This window comes from Streptomyces sp. NPDC048419, from assembly GCF_043200415.1.
In the GTDB taxonomy this organism is placed as follows: Bacteria; Actinomycetota; Actinomycetes; order Streptomycetales; family Streptomycetaceae; genus Streptomyces.
In genome coordinates this window covers 814,915-839,747 of sequence record NZ_JBICXT010000002.1, presented here as the reverse complement: position 1 = coordinate 839,747, position 24,833 = coordinate 814,915, and the positions used below count along the sequence as shown (strand labels likewise).

General features: G+C 70.6%; 18 protein-coding genes and 3 pseudogenes. 8 read left to right on the top strand and 13 right to left on the bottom strand.

The annotated features are described in order from the left end of the window. Positions 1 to 10 precede the first annotated feature (10 nt). Positions 11 to 1,165: an aldose epimerase family protein gene (locus ACGFYN_RS07695; RefSeq protein WP_393864831.1), complete on the top strand. Its 1,155-nt coding sequence runs from the start codon at positions 11 to 13 to the stop codon at positions 1,163 to 1,165. Between the two features lie 186 nt (positions 1,166 to 1,351). Further along, positions 1,352 to 3,007 (top strand): pyridoxal phosphate-dependent aminotransferase, encoded by a 1,656-nt coding sequence (locus ACGFYN_RS07690; RefSeq protein WP_393864830.1) that lies wholly within the window; start codon positions 1,352 to 1,354, stop codon positions 3,005 to 3,007. Positions 3,008 to 3,011: 4 nt separating this feature from the next. On the opposite strand, the pseudogene ACGFYN_RS07685 reads toward ACGFYN_RS07690, so the two are convergent. The 3 genes and pseudogenes from ACGFYN_RS07685 to ACGFYN_RS07675 form a co-directional block, all read right to left on the bottom strand. Then, a pseudogene (locus tag ACGFYN_RS07685) lies at positions 3,012 to 3,656 on the bottom strand (methyltransferase); the annotation flags it as partial. A gap of 16 nt (positions 3,657 to 3,672) precedes the next feature. Further along, a pseudogene (locus ACGFYN_RS07680) lies at positions 3,673 to 4,810 on the bottom strand (FAD-dependent monooxygenase). 111 nt (positions 4,811 to 4,921) lie between these two features. Further along, the gene (locus ACGFYN_RS07675) at positions 4,922 to 5,893 is read right to left on the bottom strand and encodes an arabinan endo-1,5-alpha-L-arabinosidase (protein ID WP_393864829.1); all 972 of its coding nucleotides are present in this window, start codon (positions 5,891 to 5,893) and stop codon (positions 4,922 to 4,924) included. A gap of 164 nt (positions 5,894 to 6,057) precedes the next feature. Here ACGFYN_RS07675 and ACGFYN_RS07670 point away from each other — a divergent pair, with 164 nt between their 5' ends. Then, on the top strand, positions 6,058 to 6,519 hold the full coding sequence (locus tag ACGFYN_RS07670; RefSeq protein ID WP_393864828.1) for a DUF4328 domain-containing protein: 462 nt from the start codon (positions 6,058 to 6,060) through the stop codon (positions 6,517 to 6,519). 33 nt (positions 6,520 to 6,552) lie between these two features. Here ACGFYN_RS07670 and ACGFYN_RS07665 read toward each other — a convergent pair whose 3' ends face one another. After that, positions 6,553 to 7,521 (bottom strand): ArsR/SmtB family transcription factor, encoded by a 969-nt coding sequence (locus tag ACGFYN_RS07665; RefSeq protein ID WP_393864827.1) that lies wholly within the window; start codon positions 7,519 to 7,521, stop codon positions 6,553 to 6,555. A 266-nt stretch (positions 7,522 to 7,787) separates the two neighbouring features. Here ACGFYN_RS07665 and ACGFYN_RS07660 point away from each other — a divergent pair, with 266 nt between their 5' ends. Continuing rightward, positions 7,788 to 8,558, top strand: a complete 771-nt coding sequence (locus tag ACGFYN_RS07660) for an intradiol ring-cleavage dioxygenase (RefSeq protein WP_393864826.1) — start codon at positions 7,788 to 7,790, stop codon at positions 8,556 to 8,558. Between the two features lie 55 nt (positions 8,559 to 8,613). On the opposite strand, the gene ACGFYN_RS07655 is transcribed toward ACGFYN_RS07660, so the two are convergent. From ACGFYN_RS07655 to ACGFYN_RS07645, 3 genes are all read right to left on the bottom strand, one after another. Next, positions 8,614 to 9,264 carry a DUF4360 domain-containing protein gene (locus ACGFYN_RS07655; RefSeq protein ID WP_393864825.1) on the bottom strand — a complete coding sequence of 217 codons (651 nt, stop codon included), beginning with the start codon at positions 9,262 to 9,264 and terminating at the stop codon, positions 8,614 to 8,616. A 212-nt stretch (positions 9,265 to 9,476) separates the two neighbouring features. Continuing rightward, positions 9,477 to 10,385, bottom strand: a complete 909-nt coding sequence (locus tag ACGFYN_RS07650; RefSeq protein WP_393864824.1) for a sulfite exporter TauE/SafE family protein — start codon at positions 10,383 to 10,385, stop codon at positions 9,477 to 9,479. 144 nt (positions 10,386 to 10,529) lie between these two features. Next, positions 10,530 to 10,988: an RrF2 family transcriptional regulator gene (locus ACGFYN_RS07645; protein ID WP_393864823.1), complete on the bottom strand. Its 459-nt coding sequence runs from the start codon at positions 10,986 to 10,988 to the stop codon at positions 10,530 to 10,532. Between the two features lie 75 nt (positions 10,989 to 11,063). Here ACGFYN_RS07645 and ACGFYN_RS07640 point away from each other — a divergent pair. Beyond that, positions 11,064 to 13,993: pseudogene (locus ACGFYN_RS07640) on the top strand (beta-galactosidase). A 22-nt stretch (positions 13,994 to 14,015) separates the two neighbouring features. Here the strand turns inward: ACGFYN_RS07640 and ACGFYN_RS07635 are convergent. The 4 genes from ACGFYN_RS07635 to ACGFYN_RS07620 all read right to left on the bottom strand — a co-directional run bounded on the left by ACGFYN_RS07635 (position 14,016) and on the right by ACGFYN_RS07620 (position 18,748). Next, on the bottom strand, positions 14,016 to 15,530 hold the full coding sequence (locus tag ACGFYN_RS07635; RefSeq protein ID WP_393864822.1) for an alpha-N-arabinofuranosidase: 1,515 nt from the start codon (positions 15,528 to 15,530) through the stop codon (positions 14,016 to 14,018). Between the two features lie 61 nt (positions 15,531 to 15,591). Beyond that, positions 15,592 to 16,467 (bottom strand): carbohydrate ABC transporter permease, encoded by an 876-nt coding sequence (locus tag ACGFYN_RS07630; protein WP_393864821.1) that lies wholly within the window; start codon positions 16,465 to 16,467, stop codon positions 15,592 to 15,594. Next, complete coding sequence (locus ACGFYN_RS07625) at positions 16,464 to 17,402, bottom strand: carbohydrate ABC transporter permease (protein WP_393864820.1); 939 nt, start codon at positions 17,400 to 17,402, stop codon at positions 16,464 to 16,466. Before ACGFYN_RS07625 ends, ACGFYN_RS07630 begins: the two co-directional genes overlap by 4 nt. Further along, positions 17,399 to 18,748 (bottom strand): extracellular solute-binding protein, encoded by a 1,350-nt coding sequence (locus ACGFYN_RS07620; protein ID WP_393864819.1) that lies wholly within the window; start codon positions 18,746 to 18,748, stop codon positions 17,399 to 17,401. Before ACGFYN_RS07620 ends, ACGFYN_RS07625 begins: the two co-directional genes overlap by 4 nt. Before the next feature lie 253 nt (positions 18,749 to 19,001). Between ACGFYN_RS07620 and ACGFYN_RS07615 the strand changes: the two genes are divergently transcribed. After that, entirely contained in the window at positions 19,002 to 19,595 is a 594-nt protein-coding gene (locus ACGFYN_RS07615; protein ID WP_393864818.1) for a toxin-antitoxin system, toxin component family protein, read from the top strand. Continuing rightward, entirely contained in the window at positions 19,592 to 20,851 is a 1,260-nt protein-coding gene (locus ACGFYN_RS07610; RefSeq protein WP_393864817.1) for a DUF6545 domain-containing protein, read from the top strand. Before ACGFYN_RS07615 ends, ACGFYN_RS07610 begins: the two co-directional genes overlap by 4 nt. Positions 20,852 to 20,907: 56 nt before the next feature. Here ACGFYN_RS07610 and ACGFYN_RS07605 read toward each other — a convergent pair whose 3' ends face one another. Then, positions 20,908 to 21,756, bottom strand: a complete 849-nt coding sequence (locus tag ACGFYN_RS07605) for an SMP-30/gluconolactonase/LRE family protein (RefSeq protein ID WP_393864816.1) — start codon at positions 21,754 to 21,756, stop codon at positions 20,908 to 20,910. After that, positions 21,753 to 22,526, bottom strand: a complete 774-nt coding sequence (locus tag ACGFYN_RS07600) for an IclR family transcriptional regulator (protein ID WP_393864815.1) — start codon at positions 22,524 to 22,526, stop codon at positions 21,753 to 21,755. The genes ACGFYN_RS07605 and ACGFYN_RS07600 overlap by 4 nt, the downstream gene beginning before the upstream one ends. Positions 22,527 to 22,773: 247 nt before the next feature. Here ACGFYN_RS07600 and ACGFYN_RS07595 point away from each other — a divergent pair, with 247 nt between their 5' ends. Then, positions 22,774 to 24,810, top strand: coding sequence for a TerD family protein (locus ACGFYN_RS07595; RefSeq protein WP_393864814.1), 2,037 nt, complete (start codon positions 22,774 to 22,776; stop codon positions 24,808 to 24,810). Positions 24,811 to 24,833: the final 23 nt, after the last annotated feature.

Sequence of the window (24,833 nt, the reverse complement as noted above, 5' to 3'; positions counted from 1 at the left end):
AGCCGCACACATGGAACTGAACAGACGCACAGTCATCGCAGGCGCCGCGGCAGCGGGCATCGCCGCGACCACGCTCGGCACGGGCACCGCCGAAGCCTCCTCGGGGGGCGGCAGGCCGGTCAAGGAGCTCTTCGGCAAGCTGGCCGACGGCACCAAGGTCTACCGCTGGTCCCTGGAGAACGGCGGCACCCGGCTGAAGGTGCTGTCCTACGGCGGCATCATCCAGTCCCTGGAGATCCCCGACCGGCACGGCCGTCACGTCAACGTCTCGCTCGGTTACGACAACCTCGCGGCCTACGTCGCCGGCACCACCTTCTTCGGCGCGACGATCGGCCGCTACGGCAACCGCATCGCCAAGGGCCAGTTCACCCTGGACGGCAAGAAGTACCAGCTCAGCGTCAACGACGGGGTGAACAGCCTGCACGGCGGCGCCAAGGGCTTCAACACCAAGGTGTGGGACGTGGAGGGCTTCACCTCCGGCTCCGACGTCGGCCTGCACCTGTACTACACGAGCGTCGACGGCGAGATGGGCTACCCCGGCACGCTGAAGACCAAGGTCACCTTCACGCTGAACCGGCGCGGCGAGTGGCGCATCGACTACGAGGCCACCACCGACAAGCCGACCGTGGTCAACCTCACCAACCACACCTACTGGAACCTCGCCGGCGAGGGCAGCGGCACGATCGAGGACCACGAGCTCACGATCGCCGCGTCCCGCTACACGCCCACCGACACGGGTCTGATCCCCACGGGTGAGCTGGCGAAGGTCTCCGGCACCCCCTTCGACTTCCGCAAGGGCAAGCCGGTCGGCCGCGACATCCGCGCGGGCCACCCCCAGCAGGTGCAGGCCAAGGGGTTCGACCACAACTGGGTCCTGGACAAGGGCGTCACCGCCCGGCCCGAGCACATCGCCACCCTGCGCGACCCGCGCTCCGGCCGTACTCTGAAGATCGCCACCGACCAGCCCGGCCTGCAGTTCTACTCCGGGAACTTCCTCGACGGCACCCTCGTCGGCACCTCCGGCCGCACCTACCGGCAGGGCGACGGACTGTGCCTGGAGACGCAGCACTTCCCGGACTCCCCGAACGAGCCGTCGTGGCCCTCGACCGTGCTGCGGCCGGGGCAGACGTACCGGACGACGACGGTGCACTCGTTCGGCGTGTGACGCCGGGCACTCACGCGGGGACGTTGAGCAAGGCCTTCCGGTTCCCGAAGTCACACTAGTTTCACATTCGTTGAACAGCGCCACGCACCACCTCGTATGTAAGGGCGGCCCGCGCTCCCCCGCGCGGGCCACCCGCACACGACGGGCCCGGAGGCGACCACCGGGCCCGCCTCATACGGAGGTTCCATGGCCGACAACGTCACCTCGCTGTTCCGCAGCACTGCGGCACACAGCCCTTCGATGGCGGCGTTGGCACGGGAGGGCGGCGACGGAACAGGTCCGGTCGACTTCTGCATTCCCTGCAATCCCTACTTCCCCACCCCGGCGATGTTCGAGGACATGGCGGCCCGTCTCCGGGACATCGTCACGTACTACCCGAGCAGCGCCGACACGATCACCGCCGAGCTGTGCAACCTGCTCCAGCTGCCGCCGCAGTGCGTGGCCATGGGCAACGGCTCGACGGAACTGATCACCTGGATCGACCACTTGATGGTCCGCGAGTCCCTCGCCATCCCCGTCCCCACCTTCGGCCGCTGGACCGACCAGCCGATGGAGACCGGCAAGCGGGTCGACATGTTCCCGCTGCAGGAGTCCAGCGGCTTCGCCCTGGACCTCGCCCAGTACGCCGAATTCATCCGCAAGCGCAGCACCCGGGTCGCGGTGATCTGCAACCCGAACAACCCCGACGGCGGCTATCTGCAGCGGCACGCACTGGTGCAGTTCATGGACGCCATGGCCGACCTGGACCTGATCGTCATCGACGAGTCGTTCCTGGAGTTCGCGGACGCCGAGGCCGAACCGTCCGTCGTCCAGGACGCGATGATCCGCCCGAACGTCATCGTGCTGCGCAGCCTCGGCAAGAACTTCGGCCTGCACGGCATACGCTTCGGCTATCTGGTCGCCAACCCCGCCCTCGCGGGCCGGGTCCGCTCGATGCTCCCCAAGTGGAACCTCAACTCCTTCGCCGAACACGTGGTGTTCATGCTGAAGGAGCACGGCGCCGAGTACGCGCAGAGCCTCCAGCAGGTCCGCCGCGACCGTCTGGACATGGCGAGCCAGCTCTCCGCCCTGCCCGGCCTGACCGTCTACCCCTCCCAGGGAAACTTCCTCTTCGTGCGCCTCCCCGTGGGCGCCGAAGGCACCGTGGTCCGGGACCGGATGCTCACCGAGCACCGCATCCTGGTCCGCGAGTGCGGCAACAAGATCGGTTCGTCCAGCCGCTTCCTGAGGCTCGTGGTGCGCCCCCAGGTGGATGTGCGTCGCCTGGTGTCCGGCCTGGAACAGGTGTTCTACGGGACCAGGAGGGGAGCCGCCGTGCCCGAGCTGGGCACAGGGACCAGCTACAGCTCGGGCACGGCGGCCGTGGACCGGCTGGTCAGCGCCACCAACGGGGCCGGCATGCACGGCCTCGCGGCGATGGCCGCCGGCGGTTCGGCCGCGGACGTAGGCATGCCGGTCGCCATGCCCGTGGGTGTGCCCATGCCCGCCGCCGCGCAGTACGGGGGCGTCGATCCGGGGACGCCCATGCCGATGGTGGCCCAGATGACCCAGACCGGGCCGCAGCCCGTGGTCGGCATGCCCGCGCCGCAGCCCGCGGCGATGCCCGCACCCGCCCCGATGCCGCAGGCGCCCGCCCCCGTCCCGGCAGCCGCGCCCACGCCCATGACCCCCGTCATGCCGACCGGTCCGACCCCGCCCGGTGTCCCGGCCCGCGGCGGACTCACGGCCGCCCAGGTCCGGGGCACCACCGGCCCCCCGCAGGATCTCTCCCCCGCCCCGGCGACCGGCTGGCCCAACGCCCAGAGCTGGCCGAACGCGGCCGGGATGGGGCAGACCGGCTGACGCGCTACCGGAGCGTGTCGCCGCGCACCGCGTGCAGCAGCGACGCTCCCAGAGGCAGGCCGTGGCAGGCCGTGAGCTCGAAGCCCGTCGCGGCCAGCAGCCGCCGGTAGTGGTGCTCGTGCCGCTCCCGGCCGCCCACGGTGCACAGCGTGTGGACGTCCCACGCCGCCGCCGGGGACGGGATGCCCTCGCGGCCCGGCAACAGGCGCTCCACCAGCAGGAGTCGAGCACCCGGGCGCATCGCCTGCGCACACCGGCGCAGGATCGTCAGGCAGCGGTCGTCGTCCCAGTCGTGCAGGACCCGGGAGAGAAGGTAGACGTCGCCGCCGGCCGGCACCGCCTCCGTGAAGTCACCGGGCACGAAGGAGCAGCGCCGCTCCAGGCCCAGTGCGGCCAGTTCCGTGCGCGCCGCCTCCAGCGCCTCCGGGCGCTCCAGCAGCACGCCTTCCACATCGCGGTGCGCCCGCAGCACACGGGCCAGCAGCGCGCCGTTGCCGCCGCCGACGTCGACCACGCGCCGTACGCCGGAGAAGTCCACCAGCGCGGGCACGGGCGTGAACATCTCCGCGCTCGCGGTCATCGCGCGGTGGAACAGGGCGCCCAGTTCGGGGCGTTCGGCGAGATAGGGGAAGTGGTGCTGCCCGTAGCGGTGGGCGAAGGCCTCCTCACTGGGAGGTGCGCAGGCTCTCCAGGCGGGCGTACTGCAGGGCCCGCCCGTAGCGGGCCTCGGCGTCGTCGCCGGCCGGGCCGTGCAGCAGGCCGCTCATCCAGTGCGAGAACTCATGGGCCCGCCAGACACGGGGCAGACAGTCCGCGGCGTACCGGGCCCAGACCGCCCTCGTCGCCGTGTGCCAGCGCCTCCTCGAAGGCCCGGGCCAGCCGCTCGGCCTGAAGTACGGCGAGGTTGGCGCCCTTGGCGGCGGATGGGCTGATCAGCCCGGCGGCGTCCCCGGCCAGCCACAGCCGCCCGGCGCCCGGGCTCTGCAGCACGTCGGAGCGCAGGTCGACGACGGCCCGCTCCAGGACGCGGCCGGACGTGAGCGGACCGAACTCGGCGGTCCGCATCCGCGTCGCGAGCTCGGCCCAGATCCGGTCGTCGTCCCACTCGGCAGGATCGGTTCCGCGCGGGCACTGGAGGTAGTAGCGGGTGACGGTCTGCGTGCGCGCCATGTGCCCCGCGAACCCCCGCTCGTGCAGGGCGTATCCGACGGCCGCGAGGCTGGGCGGGGCCGCGGCCAGCACCGCCAGCCAGGAGACGCCGTGGTCCCGGCGGGCCGTCGGCACCCCCTGCGCGGTGAGGGCCCGGCGGGCGACGCCCCGGTGGCCGCCGCAACCGGCGATGTACCGTCCGGTCACGTCCGCGCCGCCGCGCACCCGCACCCGGCCCTGCGAGATCTCCTCGGCCTCGGCCCCGAACCGGAGTTCGCCGCCGCGCCGCAGGTACTCGGCCACCAGGTCCCGCACCAGTTCCTGCTGGGGGTAGACGGTGTGCACCTCGCCGCGCCCCAGCCGTCCGTAGTCGAGCGTGAACTCCCCCTGCCCGCTGCGGAACAGACAGGTTCCGTGCTCCCGGCCCCGGGCCCGCACTCCGGCGCCGAGGCCGTTCTCCGCGAGCACGCGCACCGAGTGGGCGGCCAGGAATCCGGCTCTCGCCCGGCCCTCCACGGCCTCGCGGCCCCGGCGCTCCAGGATCACGCAGTCGACGCCCCCGTCCAGCAGCAGATTCCCCAGGGCCGGCCCCGCGGGGCCGGCCCCGACGATCACCACACCGAACTGAACCCCCGTATCGAACCGATTCCCCATGCCCGCCTCTGAAGTTGTACGTTCGGCCAAGGGGCTTCACATCACCCGCTCTTCACCCAACGCACACAAAACAGGCCGATTAGCCCGTAAGGGTGGAGCGCCGGCTGCCGGCTAGTACGCCACGGGCCAACCGCTGCTCCAGTTCAGCAGGTTGATGCCGAGCTTGGGCGTGCCGTTGTCGTTGCCGTCGTAGTAGTGGTAGACGATCAGGTCGCCGTCGGAGTCGTTCATGATCGACTGTCCGCCGGGGCCGATGATGCTGCCGTGCGACTCCAGCACGGGCGTGCCGCCGTTGTTCGTCATCGCCACGCCGCTCTTGTCGTAGTACGGCCCGGTGACGCTGGTGGCCCGCCCCACCTTCACCTTGTACGTCGAGCTGGTGCCGGCGCAGCAGGTGTCGTACGAGGCGAAGAGGTAGTAGTAGCCGTTCCGCTTCACCACGTACGGCGCCTCGACGGCCTTGGTCCCGGTCGGGCGGGAGGCGATGGAGTACCGGGTGGTGTTGGAGGCGAACTGCTTCCCGGTGCCCGGATCGATCTGGAACATCTTGATCCCGGTCCACCAACTGCCGAAGGACAGCGACCACTTGCCGTTGTCGTCGACGAAGAGGTTCGGGTCGATGGCGTTGTAGTCGCTGGAGGTGGTGGAGGTGTAGACGACGCCGTAGTCCGTCCACGAACCGGGCAGCCCGGTCGACGAACCCGCCAGCCCGATCGCGGACTTGTTGGAGCCGAACGTCGAAACGGCGTAGTACATCAGGTACTTGCCGCCGTGGTACGAGATGTCTGGGGCCCAGGCCTCGGTCGCGTACGACGACCACCAGCCCGGCTTGGCCGAGAACGCGTCGCTGCCCGCCGTGAACGCGATCCGGTCGGTGGACGTCTTGTAGCCCAGTCCGCCGCCCGTGGAGTACAGCAGATAACGTCCGGCGGAGGTCCGGATCATCGTCGGGTCATGCACGACGACATCGCCGGTGACCGCGCCGGGGTTGGGATACGCCGACGCCGTACCCGGAACCAGGGCGAGCAGGACGGCGGCGGGGACGGCGAGAAGAGCGGTTCTGGTGCGAGACGTACGACTCACGCTGACGCTCCTTGAGGTGGGGGACTCGATCCGTTCGGTCCGCTCGACCACGTCGATCTGTTCGGCATATCGACCACTGATCAGAGCTTCGGACGGGACCGTAGAATCGAACCCCTTGCGCGTCAATAACCCGCGCGAACCTCGGCCGTCTCACCATGATCTGAGTGATCGTCAGGACGGGGGTCGCGTCGATGGTCTCCGCCTACGCCATCACGCTGACGGCGACCCTGTTCCTGACGTGGTTCCACCGCAGCCGGCGCAACGCCCGGCTCATCTCCCCCGGCGCGGAACTGGGTTCCGACGCCTGGGCCGTCTTCGCATGGCTCATACCGGTGGTCAACCTGTGGGTTCCGCGCGGACTGCTGCTCGGCACCCAGCGGGCGAGCAGCCCGGGGACGACGGAGAAGGGCCGTGACGACGTCCTGGTCAACGCCTGGTGGCTGGCATGGGTGGGGCACGTCGCGATCGCCACGATCGGCCGGTCCTCGACCTCGCTTCCCCTCCTGGTGGTGACGCAGGCGCTCAACATCACCTCCGCGGCCCTCGCCGTCTGCGTGGTCCGGCGGATCACCTCCCTGCAGAGCAGCGCGGGTGACTCCACGCGGGCTGTCCTGCAAGGGACTTGAGGTGCCGTCACATCCAGCGGTCTCTCATCTGGGTCACCGGCCGTCCAGCAGTGCCAGCCCCAAGGGGGTCACCGTGTGCAGGACGACCCTGCCCGCGCGGCAGGTGCTGAGCAGGCCCGCCTTGCGCAGGATGCCGATGTGGTGACTGGCGGTGGCCGGAGCGACGCCCGTGTCGTGGGCGAGCTCGGTCGTCGTCACGCCCCGGCCGGCGACCGTCTCCAGGATCTCGGCGCGGGTGCGGCCGAGGAGGGCGTTCAGGGAACGCAGGCCGGACGTGGCGCTCAGGGCCGTCTCGTGGGGCATCGGGTAGACGACGACGCACGGCAGCGCGGGGTCCTTGAGCAGCGTGGGCCGGCGCCAGCAGAAGTACGAGGGGAGTACCAGGAGCCCGCGCCCGTCGAGGTGCACGTCGCGGTCGACGCCCAGGCCGTTGAGCTCCAGGACCGGCCGGCGCCAGGCCATCCCGGAGTGCAGGGTGTTGAGCAGACCCCCCAGGTCGCCTTCGGCCAAGTACCGCCCGTGCAGGGCGCGTTCGGTGTCGAAGCGGCTGCGGATCCGGTTCCACCAGGGGGCCAGCGCGGTCGCGAAGTAGTGCCGGTGCAGGCGCCCGAGATGCCTGACGGCGTCCGGGTCGCCGCCGGCGAGGAGCCCGGCCCAGGACGGCAACCGGCGCCCGGCACGGGTCAGTTCGACGAGATCGTGCGCGAGCCGCTGCCGCGGCGTGGACAGCAGTGCGCCGACCCCGGCGTCCAGGCCGCCCGCGCCGGCCGCCGGGGTGAGGAAGTCCGCCGAGTAGCCGGCGGGGGGCGCGAGCCGGAGCAGCGCGCTCAAGGGGGCGGTCAGGCGACGGCGTACCGTCTCCCGCCAGCCGCCGAAGACGAAGGACGCGGTGTCCGTCTGGAGCATGTGCATGCTCAGCAGCGCCTCCCACATGGGATCGGGGGCCTGCGCGAGCCTGGTCTGGGCGAGGTCGTCGTCGGTGAAGTGGATGCGTACCGCCATGTTGTGCCATCCCCGTTCGGCAGTGTCACTCACATGATCGGCGAGGACGTGCCGCCTGCCACCCTCAGATGTCAGGGGGTCGGCCGGATGTCACGGGCCCGAAGGGAACCGCCCTCAGCAGTGAGACCGGTGCCGCCTGCGCGGCCATCGGCACATCCGCGTCAAATCCGCGCCTCCGGCCGGATGACCGGCAGGGAACTTGACGGCGCGTCACTTTGCCCAACTGACAGCTCGCCTACAGCCACGCTCCCTACGGTGCCGTGCCCATGACAGAAACCACAGGGCCCGGGATCGGGCGCAGAACCGTACTGATCGCCACGGGCGCCACGGCCGCCACGCTCGCCGTCTCCGCCGCCGCACCCGAAGCCCCCGCGGGAGCCGCGGGAGCCGCGACCGACGCCGAACCCGCCGCCGCGGCGGCCGTCTGCACCCTCACGAAGGAGATGACCGAAGGCCCCTACTACCTCGACGGAGCGCTCGTCCGCTCCGACGTCACCGAAGGCAAGGCGGGCGCCCCCCTCCAGCTCGCCCTCACCGTCGTCGACGACGACACCTGCGCCACCATCAGCGACGCGCTGGTGGAGATCTGGCACTGCGACGCCCTCGGCGAGTACTCCGGCTACGTCGGCAACAACGGCCACAGCGAGCCGGACGACGGCGCCTTCCTGCGCGGCGGCGTGCTCACCGACTCCGCCGGGGTCGCCGGCCTCACCACGATCTACCCGGGCTGGTACCGCGGCCGGTGCGTGCACATCCACGTCAAGGTGCACACCGGTGTCACGCTGACCTCCGACGGCTCGTTCGAGGGCGGCCAGGAGCTCCACACCGGCCAGCTCTTCTTCGACGAGACGATCACCGCCCAGGTCGCCGAGGTCTCGCCGTACTCGACCAACACGGTCACCCGTACGACCCTCGCCCAGGACGGGATCTACGACGACGGAGGCGCGCCCTCCGGCCTCCTCACCCTCACCGCCCTCGGTGGCTCCCCCGCCGCCGGCTACCGCGCCGCCCTGACCCTGGGCGTCGAACGGTCCTGAGCCGGCACAGGACCGGGGTGGCCCGCGGTGCGGCGGGCCACCCCTTCGCCGCGCGTCAGGAACTCGGGCACTCCTTCCATGCCATGTGGTACACCGTGCTGATGTCACCGTCCGTCGAGTCCATGGTCATGAAGCTGACCTTGTCGGTGGAGGTGGAGCCGGCCGTCACCCGCAGCTCCGTGTTGATGTTGAAGTTGCGCTGAACTCCACAGGGCGCCCAGACCAGTTGGGCCCAGTCGGTGGAGTCGGTGGCCTGCCAGTTGTCGTCGTAGGGGCCGTTGAAGGGATGGGTCTTCTGCGCCGTGCTCGGGGAGCCCTGGAAGTAGTACGAGGCCTTCTGCGTGCCGTTCGCGCCGGACTGGAGCGAGGCGAAGCCCCGGTAGTCGGCGCTGGCGATCGCGTAGGTGAAGCCCTGCGGGACGTGCACGACCAGGTTGAGCTGGCAGTTTCTGCGGAACGCCGTGGGATCGGAGCCGCCGCCCGCCTGGGCGAGGTAGGCGCTGTAGGTGACCGTGAAGGCCGTGTTGTCCTCGGAGACGGCGACCGCGGTCGTGCCCTGCGGGCAGCCCGAGCCGTTCACCGTGGCGACCTTGATGATGATCTTGTCCGGGGGCGGGTCGTCGAACCCGCCCGAGGGGTTGTGCGCGGGTATCGCGGTGGTCAGCAGAGCGGCTACCGCTCCGCCGAGAAGGAGTCCACCAGCCATGATCTCTCCGGCTTCTGTGAGTGGGGGGTGGCTCGCCCGCGGCCATGAAGAACCCGTGAGGTTCCTGTGAAGACCGGAGGCGAACGCATCGTAGGAAAGCGCGGAACCGGCGGTCAGGGCGAACTCAAGCCATTCACAATCGCGGATTTCACAGAGCACCCGTGTGAGCGAACTCTGTTGAAAACAGGGGCAGTTGGTGCCGTCGTTGCCCGCTAGGCGCCGACGGGCTGCCGCTCCCCGGCGGGTTCGGGGGCGCGGCTCTTCTCGCGGCGGTGGGCGCGCACCGAGTGGGTCAGGGCGGCGGCCCACAGGGCGTAGAGGACGACGTACACGCAGACGCTCGGCGCGCCGGATGCGGCGTGCCAGGCGTCCAGCAGGGTGCGGGCATTGAGCAGCACGATGAGGCCGCCGACCGTCGCGCCCAGGATGCGCGGGGCGACGAAGCGGGCCAGCCAGGCGGCGACCGGGGCGATGACCATGCCGCCGACGAGGAACGCGAGCACCCACGACCAGTTCACCCCGTGCGAGCCGAGGGAGAAGAGGAAGCCCAGGCTCGCGGCGACGGCCACCAGCGCCTTGCCGGCGTCCACGGAGCCGATCACCTTGCGCGGCTCGAGCCGCCCGCTGGCCAGCAGGGCCGGGGTGCCGATCAGGCCCCAGCCGCCCCCGCCGGTGGCGCCCAGGAAGCCGGCGGCGAGGCCGACCGGGACGAGGAACCGCTTGCGCAGGGGGCGGCCGAGCTTGCCGCGCGGAACTCCGTGCACGGTGAAGTGGTACGTCACATACAGTCCGAGCGCGAGCAGGATCACCGCCATCACCGGCTCCGCCACCGCCGTCGACATGCCCGCCAGCAGCGTCGCCCCCACGAACGCCCCCACCGCCCCCGGCACCCCGATCCGCGCCACGACCTTCCAGTCGACGTTCCCGAACCGCGCGTGCGAGACGCCGGACACCAGCCCCGTGCCTATCTGCGCGAAGTGGACGACGGCCGAGGCGGCGGCCGGGCTCGCACCCAGCCCCAGCAGCAGCACGGTCGAGATCACCCCGTGCGCCATCCCCAGGCTGCCGTCCACGAGCTGGGCGCCCAGCCCCGCGAGGGCGAGCAGGATCAGCGTCTGCATAGGAGGTCCCGTCGTCCGTCGTCGTCCCGTTGATTCCCTGGTTTTCCCATCGGCCAAGTAGGAATCAACGCCGCCCGACACTAGAACGTCAAGCTGAGGACACCCTTTGAGACGGCGACAACCGTGCGGCGGCGCACAGGGTGCCTACGGGTTCTCCCAGGCCGCCGGCTCCGCCGCCAGTCGGCGGACCGGGTCCGGGAGGGTGTCCGCCGCGATGTCGGCGACCGTGACGCCCTCCAGGATGCGGCGGACATTGGCCCGCAGGGCGATCCACAGGGGGAGCAGCGGCTGGGCGGAGCCGGTGTACTCCAGGCCCGTGGGACGCTCGCCGCGGACGGAGACGATCGGGCCGTCCACGGCGCGGATGACGTCCGCGACCGTGATCTCGGAGGCGTCGCGCGCCAGCCGGTAGCCGCCGTTGCCGCCGCGCCGGCTGTCGACGACGCCGCCCCGCCGCAGGTCACCGAGGATGCCCTCGAGGAACTTGTGCGGAATGTCCTGAGCGGCGGCGATCGCCTCCGCCTTCACCGGTCCGCCGTCCTGCCGAACGGCGAGTTCAAGAACCGCCCGTACCGCGTAATCCGCCCGTGCCGAGATCCTCATACGACCATTGTGCTGGCTGGTGCCGTACACAATGACCTCGCACGCGCCGACCGACCGGCACGACGGGAGGCTCCCATGGGGCTCAGCAGACGTACCTTCAGCGCGCTCGCCGGCACCACGGCTCTCGGCCTCGCACTCGGTGGCAGCGCCGCGGCGAGCTGCGCCTACGCCGCCCACACCGTGCCGACCGGGCCCGCGCCCGCCCCGCCGCGCGCGGACGGCAGGCGGCACACCATCGGCTACGACCGCTACTCACTCCTCGTCGACGGCAGGCGCCTGGTCGTCTGGTCGGGCGAGCTGCACCCCTGCCGGCTGCCGAGCCCGTCCCTGTGGCGGGACGTCCTGCAGAAGATGCGCGCCCACGGTTACAACACGGTCAGCATCTACGTGCCGTGGAACTACCACTCCCCCGCGCCCGGCCACTACGACTTCACGGGCGTCCGTGACCTGGACCTCTTCCTGCGCATGGCCGCCGAGACCGGTCTCTACGTCATCCTGCGCCCCGGCCCCTACTGCAACGCCGAGCTCGACGGCGGCGGCTTCCCCGGCTGGCTGACCGCCACGAAGGGCACGGCGCGGACCGCCGACCCCACCTACCTGTCGTGCGTCGACGAATGGCTCACCCAGGTGAACGGGATCGTCGCCCGGCACCTGCTCACCGACGGCGGCGGCACGGTCCTGCTCTACCAGATCGAGAACGAGTACGACTCCCACGTCACCGAGCCGGCCGGGCGCGACTACATGTCGCACCTGTACAAGAAGGTGCGCGCCGACGGCATCGACGTGCCCCTCTTCCACAACGACAAGAGCAGGAACGGCTACTGGATCCCCGGCTCCTTCGACACCGGCGATGACGAGAGCGGCTGGCTCTACGGCTTCGACGGCTACCCCTCGCCCTCGCTGACCCCGCCCGACTGGGGGCACTTCGGCATCGGCGGCCCGAAGGGCGGCGCGACGGCCAGCCCGCGCACCCCGGGCCTGATCCCCGAGTTCGGGGGCGGCTGGTTCGACCCGTGGGGCGGGGTCTGGTTCGACAAGAAGGGGTACGCGGAGTCCCGGCGGCAGCGTGACGCGGCGTACGAGCGCCGCTTCTACCTCACCAATCTCGCCAACGGCATCACGCTGCACAGGTCTACATGACCTTCGGCGGCACCTCCTGGGGCTGGCTGCCCGCGCCGGTCGTCTACACGTCGTACGACTACGGCGCCGCCATCGACGAGGGCCGGCAGCCCACGTCCAAGCTGATCCCCATGCACCAGATCGGCCAACTCCTGCGGTACGTACCCGACTTCGCCAAGCTGGACCGCGCCGCGGACGTCACGGCGGACGGGCTGAAGGTGTACCACCTGACCAACGCCGACACCGGCGCCCACGTCTACGTCCTGCGCAACGACGGCAAGGCGCCGGTCACCACCACCCTCCCGGTCCCGGGGGCCGGTGTCCCCGTCGCCGTACCGCCGCAGGACGCGCGGCTGCTGGCCGCCGGGCTCCGGCTGGGGCGGCGCACGGTCCGGTACTCCAGCGCCCAGCCCATGCTGGCCCTCACCGCCGGCCGGCAGGACCTCGCCGTGCTCACCGGGCGCCCGGGCGAGTCGACGGTGACCGCGCTGGAGTGCGCGAGCAGGCCGTCGGTCACGGTCCTTGAGGGCGCGGCCGAGTACACGTACGCGGACGGCCTGTTGCGCATCGAGGCCGAACTCGGCGGTCTGACAAGGGTGCTGGTGTCCGGCGGCGGCACCTCCACCCCCCTCCTTCTGCTCCTCGCCGACGACGAGACCTCCGTACGGCTGTGGCCCCGCGAGACCCCGTCCGGCCCGGTGCTGGTGCACGGACCGGCGCTGCTGCGGACCGCGGCCGTCGAGGGGACGACGATCCATCTGACCGGGGACACCGTCCAGGCCACCGAAGTGGAGGTGTGGGGACCGCGCGGGGCGGGTCAAGTCACGTGGAACGGGGAGCAGTTGGCGACGGGCGCCACCTCCTCCGGAAGTCTGCGCAGCACGCGCTCACTGGCCGGGGCCGGCGCGGTCGCGCTGCCCGCCCTGAAGGGCGGCTGGCGCCGGAAGACGGAGAACCCTGAGTCCGCGCCCGGCTTCGACGACTCGGCGTGGAGGGCCGCCGACGGGACCACCTCGTACAGCACCACCCCCGTCCCGGACGGTCAGCCCCTCCTCTTCGCCGACGACTACGGCTTCCACTACGGCGACGTCTGGTACCGCGGGCACTTCACCGGCGCGGACGGCGCGCGGTCGGTGTCGCTCGCCTACAGCACCGGTACGCAGGGGCTGCTGATGGCGTGGCTGGACGGCCGGCCGCTGGGTACGCACCGGATGCCGGTGCCGGACAACAAGAGTGTGCGGCAAGGCAGTTGGGCCGACACGGCGGTGTTCGACGTACCGGCGGAACTGCGCACGGACGGCGCGCACGTGCTGTCCGTCCTCGTGCGCCGGATGCAGCACGACCAGGACGGCAAGGCGCAGGACACGCACAAGGTCGCGCGCGGACTGACGGGGGTCACCTTCGAGGGGGCCGCCCCGGAGGTGAGCTGGCGGCTGCAGGGAGAGGCGGCACCCGACCCCGTGCGCGGCCCGCAGAACAACGGCGGGCTGTACGGCGAGCGGCAGGGCTGGCACCTGCCGGCGCACCCCGACGGCGGCTGGGAGACGGTCCGACTGCCGCGCGCGGACCGGCGGCAGGGCGTCACCTGGTACCGCACGAGCTTCCGCCTCGCCGTCGACGCCGCCACCGACGCCTCCATCGGCCTCACCCTCGAGGACGACCCGGCGCGGGCCTACCGCGTCCAGATCTTCCTCAACGGCTGGAACATGGGCCAGTACATCAACGACGTGGGCCCCCAGCACACCTTCGCCCTCCCCAACGGCATCCTCCGCACCCGCGGCTCCAACTCCCTGGCCCTGGCGGTCCTTTCCGACGGCACCACGCCCGCCGGGCCGTCGGAGGTACGGCTCGTGCTGCTGGGGGCGGCGGCGGGCGGGTGCCGGTGACGACCGTGTGACGCGTGATCCGCTACGCGAGCCGGATCACGTTCCACGACAGCGGTTCGAGTGTGGTGGCGAGGGTGCCGTCCATGAGGGTGGCACCCTCGGCCGCGCGGGGCCTGACGCGGTCGGGGTCGTCGAGGGTGTTGCGGGCGTCCGGGTCGTTGTCCGCGAGGACGCTGTGCTCGACGACGGACGTCAGGTCCAGCCCGGACAGGGCGACTTCGAGCGGGAGCGGCTCCGTGCGGCTGCGGTTGACGGCGAAGACGGTGACGGTGCCGTCCTCCGCGCGGACGGCGGTGGCGTGCAGCAGATCGGTCTCGCCGTACTTCTTCGTCTCGTACGTCGGGGAGTCGACCCGCACGTCCAGGACCTGGCCCAGGCCGTGCCGTGCGGCCTGAGCGAAGGGGAAGAAGGTCGTCTGGCGCCAGGCCGGGCCGCCGGGCTCGGTCATGATCGGGGCGATGACGTTGACGAGCTGGGCCAGACACGCGACGGTGACCCGGTCCGCGTGCCGGAGCAGGGCGATGAGCAGCGAGCCGAAGACGACGGCGTCGGTGACGCTGTAGTTGTCCTCCAGCAGGCGCGGCGCCTCGGGCCAGTCGCCCTGCTCGAACGTCTTGGCGCGCGCCTCCCACTCGGGCAGGTACCAGACGTTCCACTCGTCGAAGGAGAGGTTGATCCGCTTCTTCGACTTCAGCCGCGCGCCCACGTGGTCGGCGGTCGCGACGACGTTCTCGATGAAGGACTCCATGTCCACGGCCGAGGCCAGGAAGGAGTCGATGTCGCCGTCCTCGGGCCAGTAGTAGGCGTGCAGGGAGACGTAGTCGACGAGGTCGTACGTCTCCTTCAGGACCGTCGCCTCCCACTCGGCGAAGGTCGGCATGGCCTGGCTGGAGGAGCCGCAGGCGACCAGTTCCACGCCCGGGTCGGCCTGGCGCATCGCGCGGGCGGTCTCTGCGGCGACGCGGCCGTACTCCTCGGCCGTCTTGTGGCCGGTCTGCCAGGGGCCGTCCATCTCGTTGCCCAGGCACCACAGCCTGATGCCGAAGGGGTCCTTGTCGCCGTGGGAGACACGGAGGTCCGAAAGGGCCGTGCCCTCGGGGTGGTTGGCGTACTCCTGGAGCTCCAGGGCCTCGGCGACGCCCCGCGTGCCGAGGTTGACCGCCATCATGGGCTCGGCCTGGGGTCCGATCTTGCGCAGGAAGGCGATGTACTCGGAGAGGCCGAAGCGGTTGGTCTCCGTCGAGTGCCAGGCGAGATCCAGCCGCCGGGGGCGGTCCTCGGCGGGGCCGACGGAGTCCTCCCACTTGTAGCCCGAGACGAAGTTGCCGCCGGGGTAGCGGACCGCGGTGACGCCGAGTTCTCTGACGAGGTCCAGCACGTCCTGGCGCAGGCCGGCCTCGTCCGCGGCGGGGTGGTCAGGTTCGAAGATGCCGGTGTAGACGCAGCGGCCGAGGTGTTCCACGAAGCTGCCGAAGAGACGGGGGCTGACCTCGCCGACGGTGAAGGCCGGGTCGAGCGTGAAGCGGGCGGTGCGCATCTTTGCCTTTCGGGGTGGTGGTACTCGTTTGTTGGCGGCTGCGGGTTCGTCGTGGCCGGCCCTACTGGCCTGCCAGGCCTGTGTGGGCCACGCCTGCCACTATCTGGCGTTGGAAGAAGATGAAGACGATGATCAGCGGGAGGCCCGCCATCAGGCCGCCGGCCATGAGCTGGGCCCATTGGATGCCGTAGGAGTTCATGACGGTCGCGATGCCGTTCGGCATGGTCATCAGGTCGGGGTTGTTGGTCACCATGTACGGCCAGAGGAAGTTGTTCCACGAGCTGATGAAGGTGAAGATGCCGACCGCGGCGAGCGAGGGGCGCGACAGCGGCAGGATGATCGTGAAGAAGACCCGCCAGCGGCCTGCGCCGTCGATGAACGCGGCCTCCTCCAGCTCGCGCGGGACGCCCTGGAAGAACTTGTAGAGGATGTAGACCATCGCGGCGGGCGCGCACTGCGGAAGGATCATGCCCCAGTACGTGTCGACCATCCCCATCTGCTGGACGGTGGTGAACAGGGGCACGCCGAGCACCGCCGGGGAGATCATCAGGCCCGCCATGACGACACCCATGAGCACCGACTTGCCGCGGAACTCGGTGCGGGCGAAGCCGTAGCCGGCGAGGGCGCTCACCAGCACCACCACGGACGTCACGCACACCGACACGACAAGGGAGTTGACGAGCCAGTTGGTGATGTTGCCGTTCTCGAACAGGGCCTTCCAGGCCTGGCCGGTCCACACCTTGGGCAGCCAGTGCGGTGGGATCTCGGCCGCCTCGGTCTCGGACTTCAGCGAGGTGAACAGCGCCGCGGCGATGGGCGCCACGAACACGGCGGAGACGGCGATCCCGATCAGCGTGAGGACGATCTGGCCCGGCGTCCAGGGCTTGCGGGACCTGGTGCGTACGGTCGGACGAGTCGTCGCCTCGGCGGTGGTCATCGGCCACCCTCCTCACGGTTGCGCAGCAGCCACATCCGCCCGAGGGCGACGACTGCGATGAGTACGAAGAAGATGATGGACATGGCGGAGGCGTAGCCCACGCGGTAGCTGGTGAAGCCCTGTTCGAGGGTGTACTGGACGAAGGCCCGGGTGCTGAGCTCCGGTCCGGGGCCGAAGTCCATCATCACGACGGCCTGGTCGAAGAGCTGGAGCGAGGCGAGGATCTGCAGCGCGAGCACCAGGCCGGTGATGTTGCGCAGCAGCGGCAGCGTGATGTGGACCATGCGGTGCCAGGCGTTCGCGCCGTCCAGCTTCGCGGCCTCGTAGAGGTGCTCTGGGATGCCCTGGAGCGCGGCGAGGTAGAGCAGGAAGGAGAAGCCGACCGTCCACCACAGGGTCTCGATGACGATGGCGAGCATCGCGTACGACTTGTCGGTCAGCCAGGGCGTGTCGGTCCCGAGGACATGGTTGAACATGCCGATGCCCTGGGTGAACAGCCACTGGAAGAGGTTGGCCGCGACGGTCGACGGGAGCAGGAACGGTGCGAAGAAGCACAGCCGCCACAGCCATTTGCCGCGCTCGATGTTGTGCGCGAGCATCGCGAGCAGGAAGGCGAGCACGGTGAGGCACGGCACCACGAGCAACGTGAAGTACGCGCTGTGGCCGAGCGCGTCCCACATCGCCGAATCGCCCAGTGCCTCGCGGTAGTTGTCGAGGCCGACGAAGTGCGTGTCGTCGCCGGAGATGTTGGCATCGGTGAGGCTGAGATACAGGCCGCGCAGCAGCGGCCAGATCACGAACAGGGTGAACAGGGCCAGGAACGGGGCGACGAACCAGCCCCCGTGCTGGAATCCCTGCCTGCGGCGGACGGTCGCACCGGCCGCGGCGGCCTTCGTCCGCACCGGTACGACGACGGTCTCGGCACTGGTCGTCATGCGGTCGCACCTCCCTGCGCGGCGGTCCTGCCGTCCATCGGGTTCTTCGTGGCGAGCAGCTTGGTGAGCTGCTTCTTCATCCGCTGCGCGGCCGCGGCGGGCTTGGCCGAGCCCATCGTCGAGGAGACGACGACCGGGCCGAGGTCCTGGGCGAGGATGCCGGTCGACCCGGCGAACCACACCTTCGGCTCGGTGGCCTGGTGGTCCATGGCGGACACGTACTCGTGCTGCGGGGTGAGCTTCTTGTACGCGGCCGTGGACAGCGTCGGGGTGTACGCGGGGATGTGGCCGCCCGCCGCCCACTGCAGGGCGTGCTTGACGACGTAGGCCGCCAGCCTGTGCGCGCCCTCGTTGGCGGCGCCGCCGCGGCCGGCCTGGTGGGGCAGGACGAACGAGTGCGACTCGGCGTGGGTGGCCTGTTTGCCGAAGACGGGAGGCAGCGGGGTGGCGCCGTAGTCGACCTTGGCGCCGGAGAAGACCGGCACCGACCAGTTGCCCTCCCACGTGAAGGGGGCGCCGTTGATGAACTGCTCGCCGGTCGGTGCGCCGGGGATGACATAGCCGTCGATGACGTGCTTGCGGAAGAACTCCAGGACCTCGGTGGCCTTGTCGACGTCGAACAGCACCTCGGTGTTGGCGTCGTTGAACCACTTGCCGCCGAGCTGGGTGTAGAAGGCGACGAAGAACCACCACTGGAAGTTCTGGTCGTTGGTCCACAGGCCGATGGTCTGCAGGCCCTTCTTCTGGACCTTCCTGGCCTTCTTCAGGACGTCGAACCACTCGGCGGTGGAGGTGACGGGGATCATCAGGCCGTCGTCGCCGAGCAGGCCCGCCTTCTTCAGCACGTCCCTGCGGTAGAAGCAGAGCTGGACGTGGATGTCGAGCGGCAGGGCGTACAACGTGCCGTCGATGACGCCGCGTTGCCACAGCTTGGGGTTCCAGTCCTGCTCGCGCACGCCGTACTTGGCGAGCAGGTCCATGTCCCAGGGGTCCAGCAGCCGGCCCGGCGAGAAGCCCGTGACCCGGCCCAGGTGCATGACGCCCAGGTCGGGGGCGCGGTTGCCGGCCGCCGCCATCGCGAGCTTGGTGTAGTACGGACTGCCCCACTGGAGGGTCGCGTCACTCACGTCGATGCCGGGGTCGGCCTTACGGAAGGCGTCCAGCATCGCGATCATGTTGGAGCCGTCGCCGCCGCTGAAGAGGTTCCAGTACCGCACCCGGGTGTCCGCGCCGGACGCGAGTGCGTCGGCGCCGGTGCCGAGTGCGGCGAAACCGAAGCTGCCGGCGACGGTGAGCCCGCCGACGGCTGCCAGTAGGTGCCTGCGACTCAGGTCAGGTCGTCCCATTGCCTGCCCTATCTGTGCGAGATCCCGTGCCCGATCGGGATTCGACGATGTTCGATATATCGAATTGCGCTCGTAACTTCGAACGGGACCGTAAGGAGTAAGCGCTTGCCAGTCAATGCTTTGGACAGGACTTTCCGGCCACGGAGATCGTTCCGGCTTCAATATCCGGCGCGGGATCGCCTGACGTGCACCGGACCGGCCGCGTAGTCTCGGACCTCCTGTTGAGCGGCGAGAGGCGTCGGAAGGGGGATCGGTGGACATCGCGGGCGCACGGCGGAAGGCCGGCCGGATCGCTGCCGGGCTGCGGCGCTCGCGGAGAGTCTCCGGGATGCGGGAACTGACCGAGGACCTCGGCGCCGCCGTCCGTGCGAGACCTCAACCACCGTCCGGCGCCCACGAGTTGTGCCGGGTGCTGTGCGAGGAGATGAGCGCGCTGCGCGGCGGCCGGCCCGTCGAGCTGCGCTTCGAGCGCTTCCCCGACGAGATCGAGGTCACCGGGCTCTGGGTGGAGTTCCAGGACTTCGACCTGGTCATCGTCGAGGAGCGGGCCGAGGCGGTGCAGCAACTGGTCATCCTGGGCCACGAGCTGTGGCATCTGCACGCCGGGCACAGCCACCATCACGTGGCCGGGGCGGCACTGGCCGGCCGCAGCGCGTGGACCGACGTGGCGCTGTCCGTGGCGGCGCGCGACGGCTCCCGGGTGACCGACGAGGCGGAGGCCGACGACTTCGGGCACCGGCTGGCCGCCGCGTTCCGGCCACTGCTGTCCGGGCGGGACGGGGACCCGCCGCTCGACCCCTTCCAGCGGTCCCTGGGCTACCGAGGGCGCAGGGGAACGGCACGGTGACGACGGGCCCGGCACTGCTCGCCTGGTCCCCCGCGGGGTTCGTCAACGAGTTCTACCCGTCCTTCTGGTGGATCCCGGCCGGCGTCCTGAGCGCCGCCCTCGCCATCAAACTGCCCACCATCGTCCGGCTGTGGAGCGACCCGCTGCTGCGCGCCGTGGGCGGTGTCCTGCTGCTCGCCTGCGCGGTGTTCGTCTCCGTGGCGCCGTCGACGATCGCCCGGGTCAACCGGGTCACGGGCGTGCCGAACATCTCGGCGCCCTGGGTGTACTCGGTGCTGACCGCGTTCTGCGGCTCCTGCCTGCTGCTGATCATCGCCTGGCGCAACGGCCTGGGCGACCGCTCCGCGTCGACCGTGCGCGCCGTGCGCTGGGTCGTCGTGGGGTCCCTCGGGGTGATCGTCGCGCTGTGGGCGCTGTTCGCGCTCGCGGACGCACCGGTGGAGCGGCTGCGCGACCTGGACACGTACTACGCCAACACGCCGTACATGCGCGAGATGATCCTGCTCTACCTGCTCGCGCAGACCGTGGCGACCGTGATCACCTCGGGCCTGATCTGGAACTGGGTCCGCACCGACGGGCTCGACGCGTGGCTGCGCTGGGGCCTTGAGTTCCTCGGCGTCGGATACGCCGCGCAGCTCTCCTTCTACGCCGTCAAACTCCCCGCGGTGGTGGCCCGTTGGTTCGGCCGGGACCTGGACTGGCTGAGCACGGGCGTGGCCCCGCCCCTCGCCTGTCTGTCCGCGATCCTGATCGCGGTCGGCTTCATCCTGCCGCACGCCGGCCAGTACCTGCACGAACGCTGGCGCGTCCGCCTGGCCCACCACAGGCTGCGCCCGCTCTACGTCCTCATGCGCACCCTCGACCGCGGCGGCGTCTCCTTCGTCCTGCGCGCCACACCGGAGCTGCGGCTCATCCGCCGCGAGACGTTCATCCGCGACGTCCTGCTGCCGCTGGCCCGGCACATCGACGAGGACCGGCGCCGGCGGACGTTCGAGACGGCGCTCGCCCTCGGCCACACCCCGGAGCACGCCAAGGCGCTCGCGTCGGCCGCCGCGATCCAGGACGCCGTGCAGGCCCGGCGCCGGTCACCGGGGACCGAGCCCGGCCACGACCCCGACACGACGGATCTGCTCCGCGACATCGCCTCGGTTTCCTGCGCGCTGCGGCGGGTGGAGGAACTGGCCGTGCTGCGCGGGCGGTCGGATGCGGACGGTGAGGTGGGGCGGGAGCATGGTGACGCTCCCGCCCTGCCGTGACGCAGGTCCGCCGCCCTGCCGTGACGCAGGTCCGCCGCGCTGCCGTGACGTGGCGCTCAGCCCGCGAACGCCGGCTGGGGCAGACCCTTTCCTGCGCCGGGGACGACCAGGAGGGAACCGGCCGTCGGATGGGGCCGGTCGAGACCCACGCGGGCGGTCGTGATGTACAGGTCGGTCAGGTCCTTGCCGCCGAAGGCGCAGGCCGTGACGCGGGGCGTCGGCAGTTCGACCACGCGGTCGAGTTCGCCGTCGGGGGTGTAGCGGCGTACCGCACCGCCGTCCCACAGGGCGACCCACACGCAGCCGTCGGCGTCCACCGTCAGCCCGTCGGGGAAGCCGGCGCCCTCCTCGATCTGGGCGAACCGGCGCCGGTCCACGACGCGGCCGTCCTCGTGGTGGAAGACGTCGACCTGCCGGGTCGGCGTGTCGATGTAGTACATCAGCCGGCCGTCGGGGCTCCAGCCGGTGCCGTTGCTCACGGTCACGTCGTCGAGGACGGTCGCGGTGGAGCCGTCGCCGGTGGTCCGGGACAGCGTGCCGCCGCCCGGTGCCTCGTCGTAGCGCATGGTGCCGGCCCAGAGGGAGCCGTCGGGGGCGACGGCGGCGTCGTTTCCGCGGCGGCCGGGCACGGGGTCGTGGTGCAGCCAGCGGAAGGTGCCGTCGAGGTCGACGAGCCCGATGCCGTCCCGCAGGTTCAGCACGAGCCCGCCGCCGGCCCGCGGCTTGGCCGCGCCGACGTGCTGCTCGGTGGTACGGACGCTGCGGCGCCCGGAGCCGGGCTCGTAGGTGTGCACGCGTGAGCCGAGGATGTCCACCCAGATCAGCCGCTCGCGGGCGGCGTCCCAGGTGGGGCCCTCGCCCAGCGTGGCCTCGGCCTGTACCGCCACCTCGTACTGGTATGTCATGCCGGACTCCTGTGACCGAGCCGCTCCGAGAGCTCCACGGCGCCCTTCGCGGCGAGCTGCTCCAGCTCGGCCCGGCGCTCGTCGCTCCAGCGGATCATGGGGACGGAGATGGAGAGGGCGGCGACGACCTGGCCGGTACGGTCCCGCACCGGCGCGGCCACGCAGCTGACGTCCGGGTTGGACTCCCGGCTCTCGACCGCGATCCCGTGCTGCCGGATCTGGTTGAGGGCCTCGCGCAGGGCGGACGGTTCGGTGATGCTGTTGGGTGTCATCGCGACGAGCTCGGCGTCGTCCGGGATGCGCGAGGTGAGCTCCGGCTCCGGAAGGGAGGCCAGCAGCATCTTGCCCACGGAGGTGCAGTGCGCCGGGAGCCGGCGCCCCGCGGCGGACACCATGCGCACCGCGTGGGTGGAGTCCACCTTGGCGATGTAGATGACGTCGGTCCCTTCCAAGATGGCCACGTGCACGGTCTCGTCACAAGTTTCGGCGACGGACCGGGCGACCTGCTGGCCCTCGGCGGCGAGGTCCAGCTGCTCGGCGTACCGGCTGCCGAGCTGGTACGGCCGCACCCCGAGCCGGTAGCGTCCCGGCTGCCCGGGCACCTGCACGATGTACGACCGGGCGGCGAGCGTGGTCACCAGCTCGTGCACGGTGGTGCGCGGCAGCTGCAGCTTGCGCACTATGTCGGGGGCGGAGAGCGTCCCGTCCCCGTCGAGGAAGAGCTCGAGAATGTCGAGAGCCCGGGTCACGGCAGGTACGAGGCGTCCCACGACCGGTCCCCTCCCTTTGTTATCTGAGGCGTCTATGTTCGAGATTTCAACAGACGATCGGCATGACGAACACAGGCTAGTCATAGAGCGTTTGCCCCGGCAATGGTTCTGCGCAGACAGCGTGACCCCCTGTGGTACTACTGTCCCCCATGTGCGACACGTCCCATGATGTCGCGCACGGGACAGCCGCGGCGGGAGGGGCTGCAGGCGTCCCGGGTTTGTGATTGGGGGGGTTCCATTGCATGAAATGATCAAGGGCTCGAACGTGTCTCTGACGGCCCTGAGCGAGAACGCCGGTTCTGTGGTCGTCGGCCTTGGCTGGGTGAGCCAGAGCGGCGAAGGCGACGCGGATGTGTCCGTTTTACTGCTGGACGCGAACGGCAAGGTGCGCAGCGACACGGACTTCTACTTCTACAACAACCCCGTGGCCGCCGACGGAAGCGTACAACTGCTGGGCAAGACGCCCACGGAGGACGGCAACGAAGACCGGATCGGCTTCGACCTGACGGCGGTTCCTGACGCCGTCGACCGGATCGTCGTGGCGGCCAGCCGCTACGAGGGAGCCCGGTTCGGTGAGCTGGAGGACCTGAGGGTGACGCTGGCCGACGCCACCGGCGAACACCTGCTGCGATTCTCGATCGACGACGCCGGTTCGGTGAGCGCGATCATCTTCGGCGAGCTGTACCGGCGCGCGGACGAGTGGAAGTTCCGCGCCGTGGGCCAGGGTTACGACTCCGGGCTGGCGGGTCTTGCCTCGGACTTCGGCGTCGACGTCGACGACGACCACGACGCGATCGAGGGGGAGACTCAGGCGCTGTCGGGCGACGAACAGGCGGCCCCGGTCGCACCGGTTCCGCAGCCCGGCCCGCAGGAACCGCTCGAGGCGATCCCCGCTCCACGACAGTCCGAGGACGACGCCGAGGCAGGGCTGAAGAAGCCGCCCGCGCGGCCTCGCACGGCCAAGAAGAAGGTCACCCTGCCAAAGGCCGCCAGGAAGTCACTGGCGGAGAACGAGTCCTGGCGCCAGGCCAGGCTGTTCCCGGTCTCGGCCCTCAAGAACGATCACGACCGCGAGATGCGCGCCACCTCGGTGCTGCTGTCGGTGATGGCGCAGGTGCCGGAGTTCGGCAGGCGGCTCACGGCGGCGTTCGGAGCACCGGCGGGCCGTATGGAGACCTTCACCGAAGTCTCGCTGCCGCACGGCGACACACCTCGCCGCCCCGACGGGGTCATCCGCGTCGAGCGCGCCGGCAAGCTGTGGACGGCGCTGGTCGAGACGAAGACCAACGGCAACGCCCTCAAACCGGACCAGGTACAGGCGTACATGGATATCGCCGCACGCCGCGGCTACGAGGCCGTCATCACCCTGTCGAACGACGTGGCCCTGGAGGGCAGCCCGCTCGTCGACGTGAAGATCGACGGCCGCCGTAAGCACAAGGTCGCGCTCCGGCACCTGTCCTGGGCCGAAGTCGCCCATCAGGCACAGATGTTGATCCGGCACGAGGGCGTCGGGAACGCGGCGCACGCCTGGCTGCTGCACGAGTTGCTGCACTATCTGCAGCACGAGAACTCCGGTTGCCACGGCTTCCAGAACATGGGCGCGGCGTGGGTGCCCGTACGCAACGGCATCGACGACGAGACCCTGTGCCAGGGGGACTCGCGCGCCCTCGAAGTGGTCGAGAGCTGGGAGCGGTTGATCCGCCAGGTGTGTCTGGGACTCGGCGGTGAACTCGGGCAGAAGGTGCTGCCCGTCCAGCGGACCAGGCGCGGAACGGACCCCGGGGAACGACGGGCCCGGCTGGCCGACTCGCTCTGCGCCGACGGCAGGCTGCAGGCGGAACTCCGCATCGAGGGCACGCCGGGTCTGCTCGCCGTCACCGCCGACCTTCGGACGGGCAAGCTGCGCACGTCCTTCGAGATCCCGGCGCCGGATCAGGGCTACCCCCTGACCTGGGCCAAGCGCCTGATCCGACGACTGAACGAAGCACCGGCCGACCTTCATGTGGAAACCCTGGTCGAGGGTGAGCCGGGCGGTCCTCGCGGCACCCTGGAACGCCTGCGCCCCGAGCCGGCCGACCTGCTGCCGAAGAACACCGCCACCCGGGTCACCGGTTTCCGCCTGTCTCTTTTCAAGGGAATGGGCAGTGGCCGCGGCAACGCCGAAACGGGCTTCATCCGTAGCGTCGACGGTGCGGTGCAGCGCTTCTACGAGTCCGTGGTGGTCCACCTCGACGGGGCGGCGCCGCGGCGGACTTCGGCGAAGGAGCGCACCGTCACGGGATGAGAACGCGACCGCGTGTGCCCTTA